Raw genomic sequence first — 15,899 nt, 5'->3', positions numbered from 1 at the left:
GGAGATAATATTAATATCTCTTTAGTCAGTAATCTTTTGTGCCAATTCTTACAGTAACCCATTATTTATTGATAAATAGAAATTAATTGACTCAATATACTCTGATAGCAGAATTCCTGCTAAATATTTAATGTTATCGAAAAGGATAAAAAGATGACAAAAATTCTGCATATTGATGCCAGTGCGCGCCCGGGTTTAGGCGGAATTGATTTACATGGTTCTTACAGCCGCCGCTTGACCCACGATTTCGTAAAGTATTGGTTATCACGTCAGCCTGATGCTGCCGTTCGTTATCGTGATGTGGGGCTGCAACCACCCGATCATATAAACCATTCCTGGATTGAGGCTGGATTCGGTTCGGGTCTTGAGCCGGTAGAAGTCGATCGCGTATTGGGAAAAAGTAATGAACTCGTCGATGAATTACTCTGGGCCGATGTGTTGGTTCTGGGGGTTCCTATGTACAATTTTGGTATGCCATCTAGCCTGAAAGCGTGGATAGATAACATTGTTCGGTTGGGGCGGACACTGTTTTATACTCCCGATGTTCCTGGACATCCTTTCACTGGTGCCTTTTCTGAACGGCCACTACCGGTTGTACTTTTATCTTCACGCGGTGATCATGGAATGGATCCGGGGGGAGAATATGCACATATGAATCATCTTGACCCTGCGATAAAGACAGCTCTGGGTTTTATTGGCATCAATGAGATCCATTGCATTGCTGTTGAACATCAATCTGAGGGGGGAGACGCTTTATCCCATTCCCTACAGAGTGCCCTGTCGCGCACTGCTGATCTGGCGAATAACCTATTGGCGGCACGCGGGGTATGAAGGGACTGAAATTATCTCTTCGCCGAGAGCATGGAGATAAACGTATTTTCAGCATGATACAAACAATTTGGCCGCAAAATCTGTTGCGGCCAAATTGTTTTACTATATTTTGAAGGTACCGCGACTTTACAGACCTACCATTTTCATTCCACTTTCTGGCAGACGTTCTCCGACAACTGATATTGTTGATAATGCTTCATCGATTTCGATCTTGTTTTCAGCAGAAAGTTCAACGTTGACCGAGCCCAGATTTTCTTCCAGCCTATGTGGCTTTGTAGTGCCGGGTATAGGAACAATCCATGGTTTTTGAGCAAGCAACCAAGCTAGCGATAATTGGGCTGGCGTTATCCCTTTACGCTGTGAAAGCGTTTTTAAAACGTCCACTAGAGTGGCGTTAGCTTTGCGGGCTTCAGATGAAAAACGAGGAACCGCAACGCGAAAATCTGAGTTTTCAAATGCCGTATTCTCATCGATCTTTCCTGTGAGAAAACCTGCGCCCAATGGACTGAAAGGAACGAAACCAATGCCGAGTTCTTCAAGGACTGGTAATATTTCATTTTCAACACCCCGATAAAACAGTGAATACTCACTCTGAACCGCAGCTACAGGATAGACAGCATGGGCGCGACGGATTGTTCGGACCCCGGGTTCAGAAAGGCCAAAATGTTTGACCTTTCCTTCAATAACCAGATCTTTAACTGTGCCAGCGACATCTTCTATCGGTACGTTTGGATCAACGCGATGCTGATAAAGTAGATCAATGCTATCGGTTTTCAGTCGCTTTAAAGATGCTTCAACAACGAGCCTGATGTGTTCGGGGCGGCTGTTTAGTGTACCGTGGCGATAGCCCGTATCTTGATCAATATCGAAACCGAATTTGGTTGCAATTACGACGCTGTCACGGATTGGCGCAAGCGCTTCACCGACGAGCACCTCATTAGTGAATGGTCCATAAACCTCCGCCGTATCGAAGAAGGTGACACCTTGATCGAATGCACTTCGGATGAGGCTGATGGCCTGTTGCTTATCTATTGCTGTTCCGTAAGCATGGTTTAACCCCATGCAGCCTAGCCCTAAGGTAGACACTTCCAGCCCATTTTTGCCCAATAAACGTTTTTTCATTTTTCACCATTTTACTATGTCGCGGGTAGTTTTTACGTTAAACCAATCATGTTATTCGTAGATAATCGATGTGTATCATCTTGGCTCAATTTGAAAGGTAAAACTAGATAGAGAATATTGCATTCTGTTATAAATCCTATTTATAAATCCGATTTATTAAAATTAATATCTCTCTTAATCTTTGCTATCGCTGGCATCATTGTAGTTGCGAACTGAAAAATAAAAAGCATTCTCAAATCCCTTATCACAGTAATGATTGGATTAGGCAATTAATGTGACATATTAGGCAATAATTTTTGGTGTGGTCCACGTATGGTTATGTATTTAAGGATGAGGGTGAGAAACATTACATGAAAGCATATCGTTTAGATAATTTCACAAGTATTGATGACCTGCATGTACAACAGGAGAGCATCCCACAACCACAACAAGGTGAGGTATTAGTTCGCATTCATGCTGTATCACTGAATTTTAGAGATATCGCAATCCTTCGCGGTCAGTATCCCGCTCCTCATTTAAAGGGATTGATCCCAACAAGCGATGGAGCCGGTGAAGTTATTGCCATTGGGGAGGGGGTTGATTATTTTAACGTCGGAGATCGGGTAATGGGGACGTTCCACCCTCGTTGGTTCGCAGGGCATATGCCGACTAATCTCTTCCATTATGGTTATGGCAGTGTGTCTGATGGTTGGCTGGTTGAGCAGAAAGTCGTCAACCAGGAATCACTCGTTCGTATACCAAATAATCTTTCCTATGAAGAGGCTGCTACATTGCCTTGTGCTGCATTAACAGCATGGAGCGCACTTACCGACGGTTCTCCTATTCGCTGTGGTGATACAGTCTTGATTCAAGGAACAGGTGGTGTCTCTATCTTTGCGCTTCAGCTTGCTAAGGCTGCTGGCGCTTCTGTTATTGCGACGACATCCAGTACGGAGAAAGCTAAACGTTTACGTGAGCTTGGAGCCGATCAGGTTATTAACTACCGTGAAGAACCGCGCTGGGGAGATCGTGTGCGGGATTTGTTTAACGGGCAAGGTGTGGATCGTATTGTGGAAGTGGGTGGGCCAGGCACAATAGCGGAAAGTCTACGTGCAATCCGTCCCGGCGGCGAAATAGCCCTTGTTGGTTTCGTGAGTTCTGGGGGCGCGGGCGTAGACTACATCAATATGTTTATGAGCGGTGCGACATTACGGCATATTTCAGTTGGTAGCCGTGAAGCATTTAAGGATCTCGTGCGTGTGATCGAGATGGCCGGTATTAAACCAGTTATCGACCGCATTTTTGATTTTGAGGAAGCTAAGAAGGCTTTTGTTCATCTTGACAGCAGAGCACATTTCGGAAAAGTCGTCATAAGATGTTCTTAGAAGCAGACCGACGTAGAGCGGCAAAACTATTCCACTGATCGTTCACGCTGCTGTGTACTGGTTGTTGCAAATCGGTTTATCACCTATCAGTTTCGCAGATTAACCCGTTAGTCTGTGCCTATATAGAGGTAAGCAAGGTGAGCTGGAAGAAAAGCATGTTTGTTTATGCAGCGGTGTTGGCCTTGGTTGTTGGGAGTATCCCTTTTATCGTTATGGTCGTAAAGGATCGGACTTATGTTCCAAGCCCTGTTTATGCGCCTGCTGGGGAATCAAATCGTGCCGTTGCAGTCGTCTACTATTCTCGTTCAGGGCATTCTGAGGCTGTGGCGCGTGAAATTGCCCAGACATTTAATGCCCCGATTGCTCGTATATATGCTGAATATACTCTCGATATGGCAGGGCAAAGAAATGCTGTATCGGATGCAAGTAAGGAAATTCTCCCCAAAATCGTTGTGGAATCTATCGGGTTAGCGCCAGTTAAGCGAATTTTTCTGGTTGCACCGACCTGGATGTTCCGCCCTGCAACACCTCTCTGGGCTTATGTTGAGCAGACAGATCTTACGGGAAAACAAGTTGTGCTTGTTACCACGGGTAATAGCCGATTCAAACAAGAAGAGACGGATGCTTTTGCGGCGCGGGTGGCGGCTCACGGCGGTCATCTCGTGCACCATATCTTCCTGCGTCGCGGACGTATTTATTGGCAGAAGAGTCGTGAAGAATTGATTGAGGACGTCAGAGATCAGATACGTGAATACCAGCATGCCACATCACTGTAATTATTCGCTTCCTCTCTGCGGATGAACATCCCTTTTTTAAGTTATAAAACGTTACGCTGCATTTACTATTTTCATGAATGGACTTATTAATTTAGGAAATAATCGGTTTTTTACAGCGTATTTTATCGTACTTATATGATGCGAAAATATTATCATCTGTGCAGATATCAGGTGGTATTTAAAATAAGGCGATGATCACGAATGATATCAGTGTACAGTCATTCGAGGAAATGAATTGGTGGGATTATAGGACCGAGAATAATCTATTTTTAACAGGTAATCCGATGAATAATAACTTCCATAAAATATTTGAACCCTTCGTTTTCCCCAACGGAATTACTCTACGTAACCGTATGGTGATGGCTCCCATGACAACGTGGGCCGGTAATACCGATGGAAGCATCTCTGATGAAGAGATTACATACTATCGTCGCAGGGTAAATGGAGTTGGCCTTGTCATTACCGGCTGTACTCACGTTCAGGAAAACGGTATTGGTTTCACCAATGAATTTGCTTCTTACGACGATCGTTTTATTCCGAGTTTGAAGCGGTTGGCTGACGCGGGGAAGAGCGGTGGAGCGCCCATGATTTTGCAATTATTTCATGCGGGAAACAAAGCTATACCTGAGTTGATACCTAACGGTGATGTTGTCAGTGCTAGCGCGGTCAATACTGAGGCTGGGCCTTTCGGCGTGCCGGCGCTTACGCCGCGTCAACTTACGCACGATGAGATCAAAGAGACCATCAGGGCCTTTGGCGATGCCACTCGTCGTGCCATCGAAGCCGGTTTTGATGGTGTTGAACTGCATGGTGCTCATAGTTTTCTGATTCAGAATTTCTTTTCACCAAAATTTAACCGCCGGACGGATGAATGGGGCGGATCGCTTGAGAATCGCCTGCGTTTCCCGCTGGCCGTGGTGCAGGAAGTAAAACGTGCCATCAAGACTTATGCTACTAGACCGTTTATTCTTGGCTACAGGCTTTCACCGGAAGAACCGGATAGGGAGGGACTGAGAATTGACGATACCTATGTACTTATCGATGAGCTAATTAACCACGGTATTGGCTATATTCACGTTTCACTCACAAATATCCTTGAAACCTTGCCTATAGATAGTGCTGAAGACAAAACGATAGCGATGCTACTTCTCGAGCGCATCAATGGACGTGCCCCTGTCATTGCCGCTGGGCAGATTAAAACCCCCAATCACGCTGCTGAGGCCCTTGAGCTTGGCTTGCCACTTGTGGCGATCGGCAAAACTCTTGTCGTTAATCCCGATTGGATAGAGCTGGCAGAAAAGGGACATTCTGAAGAAATAGACATCGCTTTAGACCAGTCAAAAATCGCGTACAGCGATATCCCGAGTAAGTTGTGGGACGTGATTGACGCTACTCCTGGTTGGTTCGACATTAAAAACGCAAAGTAGAATATTTAGGCAATAGATGCACGATCGATTAATTAAATATCGACACTCCCATTCGCTTTGCGGCTGGCGCTGATGCTGTACAGGCTTTTGAGAATAAGGCCCAGATGCTTCTCGATCAGGCTGATGTTCACCGCAAGCTATCTTCATCGCTTTCGCATGGTGATGTTTAACGCTCTGTTTCATAATTCACTGAGGATATATTCATGACATCAACACTTAACGGTACCGTCGCCCTTGTGACGGGGGCGAGTAGTGGAATCGGTCATGCCACTGCTTTGGTTCTTGCTGCACAGGGAGCATCAGTTGCACTGGTTGCCCGCCGACAAGAAAGGTTGGAAGCGCTTGTTAGACAGATTGAAGAGGTTGGTGGGACTGCATTTGCCATTCCTGCAGATATAACTGACCGTGGACAAGCAGAAGCGGCGGTCCAACAGGTGATCGATCGATTTGGACATCTGGATATTTTGGTCAACAATGCAGGGCTGATGTTGCTCGGCCCTATTGTTGGTGCAGATCCTGATGAATGGGAGCGTATGATCGCCATTAACCAGAAGGGTTTGCTCTATATGACGCATGCGGCTTTGCCTCATTTGTTAGAAGCTGCGGAGAACGGCCTCCGCCGCGTTGCCGATATTGTAAATATCTCCTCAATTGCTGGCCGTGTAGCATGGGCGAATTACGGTGTTTACAACATGACAAAGTTCGGTGTTAACGGGTTCACCGAGTCGTTGCGCCAAGAGATCACCAAAAAACATGTTCGAGTTGGTGTGCTTGAACCAGGCGGTGTCGATACAGAATTAGGCTCGCACAATAGTGGGCCGATGCGCGAAAGCATCGATACGTTCTATAAGACTACCGAGGTTCTGCAATCGGAAGATATAGCCGAAGGCGTCGCTTATATGGTTACACGACCACGCCATACATCTGTCAGTGAGCTGTGGATCATGCCTACCGATCAAGCCTAACTCTTTCTTATAGGAACTATCCAAATGAGTAATCCACCGTTCAAAGATGATGAAGATAAGGATGTGGGTAATATCGCGGGATATGAGCGCCGCACATTCATTAATATGGGGCTCATTGTAACTGCGGCGGCACTGTTACTTGGCTTTGTAGATAGTGCCGTTGCTGCCCCACAAAGCACGAAACAGAATGTTCTTGTGATCAACGCACATCAAAAATATCCCGGTATTAGCGAGGGAAAGCTTAATAATACGTTCACGGCCTTGATCAAGGATGAGATGAAGAACAAGGGGTACGAGGTACGGGAAACTTATATCGAGCAGGGTTACAATATTGATGAGGAAGTGCAAAAGCATCTTTGGGCAGATATTGTTATTACTCAGTCACCGATGTTCTGGTTCGGAGCGCCTTGGATCTATAAAAAGTATGTCGATGAAGTGTTCACCGCAGGTATGATACAGCAAAGTTTTATATCGGGGGATGGGCGGACATCAGATGATCCGAGTAGGCAGTACGGTAGCGGTGGGAAATTGCAGGGTAAAAAATTCCTGTTATCCTTGACAATGAATTCGCCAAAAGAAGCATTTAACGACAAGAATCAAAAGTTGCATGCAGGGCGCTCTCTCGAGGATCTATTTTCTGCGACCACATCCGTTTATAAATTTTGCGGTTTTGAAATTCTGCCTATATTCGGCTCTTATGATGTAATGAGAGCTCCGCAAGTTAGCCGTGATATGGAACAATTGAAAAAGCAGTTGGCGACCTTGTAGTTTTATGTGTCAAAATAAGCCTGTTTTTTTAGAGTAAAAAATCAAGTCACTGACAAAATCAGTGACTTGATATTATATCTTTTTTTTCGCGATTTAATACTGTTGTGTAACATATTCCAAGAAGGTATATCCTTCCATTATTATCCTCCTGTAGGCTTTTCTCTAAACAAAAATAGCCATAATAAATATCTTGTCAGGTAAGAGAAAAAAATGATGACAGCAAAAAAATCCCAATAAAATATTGCTTTCGACTCTTCAAAGTTGAAGAAGGCAAAATCCACCTGAATCAATAAATATGGCAACATGTCTCGATAAATAAAGGTATAAAGGCCGTATATTGATATCACAATAAAAATAAGTGGCATTATTTTTGTGGCGAATAATGAAATAGGTGAAATACTCCATATCTTGCAGAAAAAATTAGCTAACATTTTCCAATGCAAACCTAAATGCAGGGCAATAATAACCTGCCCCCAATGTACACTGGTCATGTGTATTTTCCTGACAAGATCTGATGTGCTATGGATCGGCAAGTCAGGTAAGACATGCCGTGATAGCATTATTCCACTCAGTATTGCGGAAAGTAAAATCAACATTAAGAGAATATTCACCGATACTTGTAGGAAACGGAGTGCCGAATATTCCCCTTGAAAGAGTTTTTGGAACCAATGGCTATTTAAACCGTTATGCAATAAAATAATAAAGAAAAAAATAACACCAAGCCATTCATGTATATTTTCACCCCATAAATGAAACCCCATCAGTGATAACAAAATTAACAGCATCACCGTATCTTGAATGACCTGGAATTTATATTTTGCTTTCATTTACTACCCTGCGATTTCTGTTATTGAGGCAACTTATCCAGCCAATTGGTAACGTCTGTTACTGTCTCATCATCCGTCACATCGTTTCTTGAAATCGTGAGTCCTTGAGTAATGAGTTTGGCATTCGGTTGAAGGCGTGCAATTTCACTAAGTGAGTCTGAGAAACGGCTACCGCCATGCGTTGTAAAGGGAATGATGGTTTTTCCACGTAGGTCGTGTTGTTCTAAGAAGCTGTATAACACCATCGGCATTTTGTACCACCAAATGGGGTAACCAATAAATACCGTGTCATAATTATTAAGATTTTCAATCTTTGCTTTCATTGCTGGACGTGCATTTTCTTTTTGTTCTTTTTCAGCATATTGTAATAAAGGGTCATGCTGCAAAGGGTAAGGATTCACTGTTTCGATACGAAATAGGTCTCCGCCAGTTTGCTTTTGAATGAGCTGAGCAATATATTGCGTGCTACCGAGTTTCTCGTTATTTTTCTGTAATACGCTAGCCCCAGACACGCCATCAACGCCTTCTAACTTGACATCTTCAGGCTGAGAAAAATAGACTACTAAAATACGCTTTCCTTCCTGACTCTGTGGGGCGGCGATAGCCGTTAAACTGCTGACGCACATTGCCAGAAAAATAAATAACCGTACGGTAATGAGTCGCAAAGTGGAATTTCTCATACAGTAATCCTCATAGTATGCATGGAATTTGCGTTGATACTTATGTGCTGCGCCCACTGGAGTGTAGACAGTGGGCGGTTTTTTCCTGGTGTGGCAATGTTCAATTTACGCTAAATATTTTTGGTAAAAGGCCGTCAACTTTGTGACAGCTGGTGTAACGTATTGTGGTTTATCATACATATCAATATGGCTTGCCCCCGGAACGAGGAAGAGTTCCTTAGGTTCCTGCGTTTTCTGATAAGCAAGCTCGCTAAAATACAGGCTATCTGCTTTGTCACCAGCGATCATCAGCGCGGGGCGTGGTGAAATCGTTTCAAGTTGTTCAAATGCGTAATATGCCATCTGGGCGGGAAGGCTTGAGAACACGGAACGAGCTGGCGCATTCGGGTGTTGGGCCCGCGCTGTACGGTAGTATTCATAGCCCTCTTTGTACATAACAGGTGTGCTGTCAGTGAAATCTTTTGTTGATTCCGGCACTGCTGCGGTAAGGCGGATAGGTTCTCCCCGTGCTTCGCGAGTTCTTTGCTCTGAGGCTTCTTTCAGAAGTTTCATGCGTTGCTCGTAGGTGCGGGAATTTGCAAGACCGTTTCGCCGTAGATCGCCAATGTCAGCGGCGCTGACAGTAGCAACTGCTTTGACGCGTTGTTCAGTCTGAGCCGCGTTTAATACATATCCGCCGCCGCCGCATATACCGAGTGAACCGATACGATCTGCATCAACATAGGGAAGGGTGCTGAGAAAATCGATGGAACAACTGATGTCGTCCACACGGGCGGATGGTAATTCCATCAGATAGGGTTCACCACCGCTCTCTCCCTGATAGGAAGCATCGTACGCGAGTGTGACAAAGCCCTGTTCGGCCAATTTTTGGGCATAAAGGCCGGCAGTTTGTTCTTTTACTCCGCCGATCGGGTGAGTAACAACAATGGCTGCGTATCTTTTATTCTTATCAAAATCAGCAGGTTTGAATAGATTCGCAACGATATTTGTCTGTGTATTTCTGTTGGAATAAGTAACACGATCGATGGTAAGACCTTTCTCGTTGGCGTATCCAATCACGGTAGGCACTGTTACTGTCGCACGTGGGGAAGCTGAGGCCGTAGATTTTGCGGATGCAGCTGAGGCTAAAGAAGGCATCAACATGCTTCCCCCCATTGCAACGCCAGAGACTACCAGCGCGGATGTACCCAGAAACTTACGTCTTTGCTCGTTAAATGCTTTATCGTTCATAGTAAACTCCGTTGTACAATATTCGTAAATTTGATCGCATTATTACCTTGGTAACTGTATTCGGTAGAAGAGCGATGAATGCGCCCCCCATGAATTAATGGTAATCCATTGATAGGGTCGAGATGCTGACATTTGGCTGACATAGCTGTCAGAATTTATACTGATAAGCGATTTTATAAAAAAATAATATTTTTTCTTCCTGACAAAAATGTTATCGGATGGTCATACGTATGTCAGGTACGCGATCATATTATGGCTGCGTTAAATAGGTTTTCTTGGAATAGTGAATTTATTAAGGTGGTTATATGAATCGTATTAAATGTATCCTTTCTGCATGTGTCATTCTCTCTATTTCAACCAGTGCCTTTGCTGCTAAGAGCGTGACCTCGGATGAGGGCTTAACAAAGATTGGCGTTGTTTCAGTGCGTAGCGCTTCTACGCTGGATGATCTGGAGAATAAAGTTGCTGATAAAGCAAGTAAGGCTGGGGCTAGTGCTTACAGAATTATTTCTGCCCATGGCGATAATAGACTATATGGCGTGGCAGTCATTTATCGATAGTTCGTATATCTCTATTAAAAATGTATAATATAAAGGCGATGACATTAGTTATCGCCTTTATATTGTTGGTGCTTACAATGTAAAATCTCTTTTACTTCTCTTTTTCGTGTGGAGCAATGGATAGAGAAAAACCGAATGTATTGATGCCATCTTTGCTTTTAGCAAATACATCCCCGTGATGCATTAACGAGATAGCGCGGACGATCGAGAGGCCCAGTCCATGATGCATATCGCTGCGCGAACGGGAGGCGTCTACACGATAAAAACGTTCAAACAGACGTTTCAAATGCGTATCTGCAATAGGCTCGCCTACGTTAGCGACGGCTATATAAGCCAACTCACCAATCTTTTCAATTGTTACTGTTACTTCGCTGTTTTCTGGAGCGTGCCGTGCGCTATTTTCTAATAAATTGGCGAGGGAACGATGAAAAAGTCTACGATCGACTTGAACCAATACGTCACCATCAATACGGAGGGTGAGTGCTTTTTCGGCAAAGGAAGGTTCCACGTATTCCGCAGTTTTTAACGTTTCCTCGCGTAGAGATATTTTAGTTAATTGCTTCGCAAACTGGCCAGCCTGAGCATGAGAAAGAAATAGCATGTCATTGACAATCGAGGTCATTCGCTCAAGTTCTTCGAGGTTAGACTGGAGTAAATCCTCCCACTCGCGGGAGGTACGCTCTCGCGATAGTCCAAGTTGAGTTTGGCCAATAAGATTGGTTAGTGGTGTCCGTAATTCGTGGGCGACATCAGCGTTAAAACTTTCTAGCTGTTTCCAGGCTACCTCCTGACGGGCAAGAACACCGTTGAATGAGGTTGCGAGTTTTTGCAGTTCAACTGGGAGAGCTACGGTATCAAGGCGACGGCTATTGTCTCCAGGGGCAAGGGTATGTGCCTGTCTGCTTAGGTAGTTAACTGGCCGCATGCCAATACGCGCAATAACGAAACCCAACACCGCAACTAACAGTACACCTACCACGGTGATAATGATTAATACTCGAGTAAATTCGTTTAGCGTACCCAAGTAAGGGGTGGAATCAATCGCTACTGCGGAACGCAGAGCTGGACGTTCATCACGCGAGGGGATATCGGTAATCAATAGGTAAAATGAGCGGGTATCTTCGTTGTCGGGCATTTTGGTAAAACCACTTTTTAATTGTGCCCAATTGACGCCACTTGGGAGTGGGGAACCTATGCGATAGCGGGGATCCTCACTGAGGATCCAATATTGTGCTTTCCCACCTTCGACTTGAATGAGATTGTCGAATTTAGCCTGAATCATTTGCCAGTCTTTTGGCGTGGTTAGCGAGGTTAAATAGGGGGCGATTAGCGAGTGGCGAAATTGCAACTCTTTATGCATTTGGTTACGCAACGATTCATGCAAAGAGTTGTGGAGTAGGACGGCGTAGCCGGAAACGATCACCATAGCAGCCAAGGCGAACATCAGCGCTAGGCGGATGGATATAGAGAGTTTCGTCATGGTGTAGCTCATTGATCAGCTTGAGGCGTGGGGCGATTTTCTAACACATAGCCCATTCCCCTGACGGTATGGAGCAGTTTCACTGTATAGGGGGTGTCCACTTTGGCTCTTAGTCGCTTGACAGCCACCTCTACCACATTGGCATCGCTATCGAAATTCATATCCCATACCTGCTCGGCAATCATCATTTTCGACAGTATCTCGCCTTGATGTCGTGCTAGCAGGCTCAGTAACGCGAATTCTTTAGCTGTCAGTTCCAGACGTTGCCCTGCACGAGTTACGCGTCTTGCCAGAAGATCGAGATGCATATCATCGATATGTAGCTGTGTGACATCTGCACCGTCACTGACTCGGCGACGCAGTAGCGCCTGAATCCGAGCGACAAGCTCAATTAAAGAAAAGGGCTTTGACAAATAATCGTCAGCCCCATGCCGTAATCCTTTCACGCGCTCATCGACTGAGCCGCGAGCTGATAGCATTAGCACTGGTGTTTGTTTATGGAGGCGTAATCCTTCCAGTACTGAGTATCCATCTTTTCCCGGCAGCATAACGTCCAGAATTATGGCGTCATAGTCGTACTGAACCGCGAGATGTAAACCTTCTATCCCGTCGGCAGCTATATCGACCATATAGCCTAGTTCGCTTAGCGCTCGGTAGATATAAGATGAGGTTTTCTCCTCATCTTCAACCAGTAGTAATCGCATGTTACCTGTCTCTATCATGTTATTTTTGCACCTATCTGCGTTTTTCCACAGTATAAATGCCTCAATCCAACGCCAGCCTGACTGTCCCCTGACATTTATGACAGCCAGGTTAAGATGTACCCAATTCAAGTAAAGGTAAGAGGGTGACTTCCTGTTGCAGGCAGATAATGATTTGCTCTGAAACGAGAGAATATTCAGTAGCTGATGATGTAACAGTATGCGGTGATAAAAAGGAATCGCATTGCCAGATTTGATTTAATTATTGCCTATTTCAACAGAACCTAGTGAATCATGAGAATAATGAAAAGAGATAAAACCAATCTTTTAGATGATTGATTATAATGTCTTTTCTATGAGCCTATTTATTTTTGAATGCAATTGAGAATATGGCACAATTTACAATAAAATATACAAAATTTGATATACCTAAAAATTTTGTTTCAGTGTAGATCATCATGTCGGCTTACTGAGGTAGGATGTTTCAATGAAAAAAGGTGATTTTAGTGATTTTGCCGTCTTTATTGCTGTAGCTGAAGAGGGTAGCTTTACGCGAGCAGCTGCAAAACTTGGACTGTCACAGTCGGCACTGAGCTACACAGTACGCATGCTTGAGCAGCGTCTTGATACACGCCTACTCTCCCGAACCACCCGTAGCTTATCGCTAACGGATGCAGGGGAGCGACTACTCCATGCGTTAAAACCAGCATTTGAACATATCAACCATGAAATTGCGGCCCTCAGTTCCCAGCGAGGCAAGCCCGCAGGGACTATCCGTATCACCACGTTTCGACATGCCGCCAGAACGGTACTCCTGCCAGCACTGACTCCATTCTTACACGATTACCCAGATATCATGGTCGAGATCAGTGTTAACGAAGGTCTGACTGATATTGTTGCTGGTCGGTTTGACGCTGGTATTCGCATGGGAGAGCAGGTGCACAAAGACATGATCGCAGTCAAGATCAGCCCTGATATTCGTATGGCCGTTGTTGGTTCTGCGTCCTACTTTGCTGCACGAAATACCCCCAAGACGCCACGTGAGTTGAGTGAGCACCGCTGCATCAGCTACCGGCAGAGTTCAGGCGGCGGTATTTATGCTTGGGAGTTTGAGAAGGAGGGGGATGCGCTGGAGGTGCGGGTTAATGGGCCGTTGATTATCAACGATAACGAAATGTTGGAAGATGCGGCGCTAAGCGGATTGGGTCTCGTTTACACTTTCGAAAGCCATGTTATTCAGCATATTACTGCGGGGCGTTTAATCCGAGTATTGGAAGACTGGTGTCCACCTGTCTCAGGTTACCATCTTTACTACCCCAGCAGAAAACAACATACACCAGCCTTCGCCCTTCTGATTGATACACTTCGCTACAAAGGCTAGTAGAGTATGAACTCTCAGTTAACTAGGTTGTGAATCTGCGTACTGTGGCCTATTCATAAAATTCCTTTCTAAGTGCATGCAAATTATTGCCTCTAATCGAGCCGATTTTTTCCGGTTATTCTCTCCTCAATTTACGACTACCGACGACCTATTTTCGTCGCATCAATAACCACACTGGGGAGTTTATATAATGAAAAAATGTTTTATCGGTGCGATTGCTGCTATGAGTTTGGTATTTTCTGCCATGGGACACGCACAAGAGATTCAACCACGCGGATATATGATCGCAAATTATGATATTAAAGATCAGGCTGGTTTCCAGAAGTATATGGATGCAGCCGGATCGTTGGCACCGAAATATAATGGTACCGTGACTGTCTTTAATTTAAATGCAATCGCTGTGGAAGGGCATCCAAAATCAGTCATGGCCATTGCTGAATTCCCGAGTCTTGCAGATGCACAGCGCTTTTATAATTCCCCTGAATATACCGCAGCCAAGAAATTTCGCATTGCATCGACGGAAGGTTCCGTAATCCTTACTGAAGGATTCGTGCCGCCGAAACAATAGAAGGCAATTGCCTCCATGGTTTAACGGCAACTCACGTTTAGATAGGAAATAAGGAGACTAACATGCGTCATAATAACGATACCAAAACTGTACAGGAACAGTCCCTTTTACAAAGTCGTCGACAGATGTTGAAAACGGGTCTGTCTCTTGCTGCACTTCCGATTGTTGCTGCAGTCTCTTCGGGGGTGATGGCTGCGAGTGCTTCTGCAGCCACCACCGCAACGACTACGAATGACGCTACGGCCGATACTGCATCCGATGCATTTATCAACGGATTGGCTGACTTAATGGCGCACTCGACTCGTACGCCTATTTTGAGATGGCCAAACGAATATGGTATGGAATTTGAGGAAATATTTTTCCCTGCCATCGATGGTGTCACAGTCGAAGGTTGGTTCATTCCCGCTAACTCGAATAAACTTATCATCTGTAACCACCCTATGCCGTGTAATCGTTATGGCTATCCTGGGCACTTAGAACCCTGGACCAATTTTGGCGGTTTCGAGGTGAATTTCCTGCCAGAATATAAAGTGTTACACGATGCAGGCTATAACATCATTGCTTATGATATCCGTAATCATGGGCGTAGCGGGTTGGGAAGCGGTGGTGTTAATGGGCATGGTGTACTGGAATATCGTGATGTGATTGGTTCTTTACGCTATGCGAAAACGCGTTCTGAAACGAAAAAAATGAAAACAGCGCTTTACAGCCGTTGCTTGGGCGCAAATGCCACGATTGTGGGGATGCACAAGCACCCGAAAGAGTTTGCACACGTTAAAGCATTATTTGCTTTGCAACCTGTGACGCCGAGGGTGTTTGTTGAGAAAGCAGTGGAGGCACAACACATTGTTAATGGCGTAGAGAAATTTGATACCGCGTTCCACAGAAGAACCGGCTATCATCTGGCTGATGTCTGGCCGATGGAATATGCTAAAGCAGTCACGGTGCCAACGTTGGTTGCGCAGGTTCGCAATGATTTTCTGACTAAGCCCTCCAATGTGCAGGAAATTTATGACACGATCTCTGCCACGGATAAAAAGTTGTTCTGGATAGAAGGAACCGATCAGCGTTTTCAGGGCTATAACTATTTCGGTAAAAATCCAGAAGTGATGCTTGATTGGTTTAATAGTCATATCTGAATAAGTAACAGGATTTAAGTTCAGCGCAAAATCATTAATAGCCTGTGCTAATTTAATTAGCTAGGTGAATTTTGGTTTTC

At 44.8% G+C, this 15,899-nt stretch carries 16 protein-coding genes; 10 read left to right on the top strand and 6 right to left on the bottom strand.

The features are described from left to right. Positions 1-153 precede the first annotated feature (153 nt). Positions 154-831 carry an FMN-dependent NADH-azoreductase gene (locus DD586_RS13100; protein WP_012885308.1) on the top strand — a complete coding sequence of 226 codons (678 nt, stop codon included), beginning with the start codon at positions 154-156 and terminating at the stop codon, positions 829-831. A 126-nt stretch (positions 832-957) separates the two neighbouring features. Here the strand turns inward: DD586_RS13100 and DD586_RS13095 are convergent, their stop codons facing one another. Continuing rightward, entirely contained in the window at positions 958-1,953 is a 996-nt protein-coding gene (locus tag DD586_RS13095) for an aldo/keto reductase (RefSeq protein ID WP_012885307.1), read from the bottom strand. 350 nt (positions 1,954-2,303) lie between these two features. On the opposite strand from DD586_RS13095, the gene DD586_RS13090 reads away from it, so the two are divergent. From DD586_RS13090 to DD586_RS13070, 5 genes are all read left to right on the top strand, one after another. Then, positions 2,304-3,317, top strand: a complete 1,014-nt coding sequence (locus DD586_RS13090) for a zinc-dependent alcohol dehydrogenase family protein (RefSeq protein WP_012885306.1) — start codon at positions 2,304-2,306, stop codon at positions 3,315-3,317. 137 nt (positions 3,318-3,454) lie between these two features. Then, a complete protein-coding gene (locus DD586_RS13085) occupies positions 3,455-4,093 on the top strand; it encodes a flavodoxin family protein (RefSeq protein ID WP_012885305.1) in 639 nt (212 codons plus the stop codon). Between the two features lie 284 nt (positions 4,094-4,377). Beyond that, positions 4,378-5,520, top strand: a complete 1,143-nt coding sequence (locus tag DD586_RS13080; RefSeq protein WP_012885304.1) for an NADH-dependent flavin oxidoreductase — start codon at positions 4,378-4,380, stop codon at positions 5,518-5,520. Positions 5,521-5,723: 203 nt separating this feature from the next. Then, a complete protein-coding gene (locus DD586_RS13075; RefSeq protein ID WP_012885303.1) occupies positions 5,724-6,485 on the top strand; it encodes an SDR family NAD(P)-dependent oxidoreductase in 762 nt (253 codons plus the stop codon). 24 nt (positions 6,486-6,509) lie between these two features. Beyond that, entirely contained in the window at positions 6,510-7,253 is a 744-nt protein-coding gene (locus DD586_RS13070) for an NAD(P)H-dependent oxidoreductase (RefSeq protein ID WP_012885302.1), read from the top strand. Between the two features lie 140 nt (positions 7,254-7,393). Here the strand turns inward: DD586_RS13070 and DD586_RS13065 are convergent, their stop codons facing one another. From DD586_RS13065 to DD586_RS13055, 3 genes are all read right to left on the bottom strand, one after another. Then, the gene (locus DD586_RS13065) at positions 7,394-8,080 is read right to left on the bottom strand and encodes a DUF4405 domain-containing protein (protein WP_012885301.1); all 687 of its coding nucleotides are present in this window, start codon (positions 8,078-8,080) and stop codon (positions 7,394-7,396) included. A 20-nt stretch (positions 8,081-8,100) separates the two neighbouring features. Next, positions 8,101-8,760: a flavodoxin gene (locus DD586_RS13060; RefSeq protein WP_012885300.1), complete on the bottom strand. Its 660-nt coding sequence runs from the start codon at positions 8,758-8,760 to the stop codon at positions 8,101-8,103. Positions 8,761-8,865: 105 nt separating this feature from the next. After that, complete coding sequence (locus tag DD586_RS13055; protein ID WP_012885299.1) at positions 8,866-9,990, bottom strand: alpha/beta hydrolase; 1,125 nt, start codon at positions 9,988-9,990, stop codon at positions 8,866-8,868. A 305-nt stretch (positions 9,991-10,295) separates the two neighbouring features. Between DD586_RS13055 and bhsA the strand changes: the two genes are divergently transcribed. After that, complete coding sequence (bhsA, locus tag DD586_RS13050; RefSeq protein ID WP_012885298.1) at positions 10,296-10,550, top strand: multiple stress resistance protein BhsA; 255 nt, start codon at positions 10,296-10,298, stop codon at positions 10,548-10,550. A gap of 91 nt (positions 10,551-10,641) precedes the next feature. Here the strand turns inward: bhsA and DD586_RS13045 are convergent, their stop codons facing one another. Both DD586_RS13045 and DD586_RS13040 read right to left on the bottom strand, forming a co-directional pair. Next, positions 10,642-12,030: a heavy metal sensor histidine kinase gene (locus DD586_RS13045; RefSeq protein WP_012885297.1), complete on the bottom strand. Its 1,389-nt coding sequence runs from the start codon at positions 12,028-12,030 to the stop codon at positions 10,642-10,644. Between the two features lie 8 nt (positions 12,031-12,038). Continuing rightward, entirely contained in the window at positions 12,039-12,734 is a 696-nt protein-coding gene (locus tag DD586_RS13040; protein ID WP_012885296.1) for a heavy metal response regulator transcription factor, read from the bottom strand. Between the two features lie 484 nt (positions 12,735-13,218). Here DD586_RS13040 and DD586_RS13035 point away from each other — a divergent pair, with 484 nt between their 5' ends. The 3 genes from DD586_RS13035 (at position 13,219) to DD586_RS13025 (ending at position 15,819) form a co-directional block, all read left to right on the top strand. Continuing rightward, positions 13,219-14,112 carry a LysR family transcriptional regulator gene (locus DD586_RS13035; protein ID WP_012885295.1) on the top strand — a complete coding sequence of 298 codons (894 nt, stop codon included), beginning with the start codon at positions 13,219-13,221 and terminating at the stop codon, positions 14,110-14,112. A 190-nt stretch (positions 14,113-14,302) separates the two neighbouring features. Continuing rightward, positions 14,303-14,680 carry a DUF1330 domain-containing protein gene (locus DD586_RS13030; RefSeq protein WP_012885294.1) on the top strand — a complete coding sequence of 126 codons (378 nt, stop codon included), beginning with the start codon at positions 14,303-14,305 and terminating at the stop codon, positions 14,678-14,680. A gap of 62 nt (positions 14,681-14,742) precedes the next feature. Then, positions 14,743-15,819, top strand: a complete 1,077-nt coding sequence (locus DD586_RS13025) for an alpha/beta hydrolase family protein (RefSeq protein ID WP_012885293.1) — start codon at positions 14,743-14,745, stop codon at positions 15,817-15,819. Positions 15,820-15,899 lie beyond the last annotated feature (80 nt).

Origin of the sequence: Dickeya parazeae Ech586 (genome assembly GCF_000025065.1) — a bacterium.
In the GTDB taxonomy this organism is placed as follows: Bacteria; Pseudomonadota; Gammaproteobacteria; order Enterobacterales; family Enterobacteriaceae; genus Dickeya; species Dickeya zeae.
This window is presented reverse-complemented; position numbering and strand designations above follow the sequence as displayed.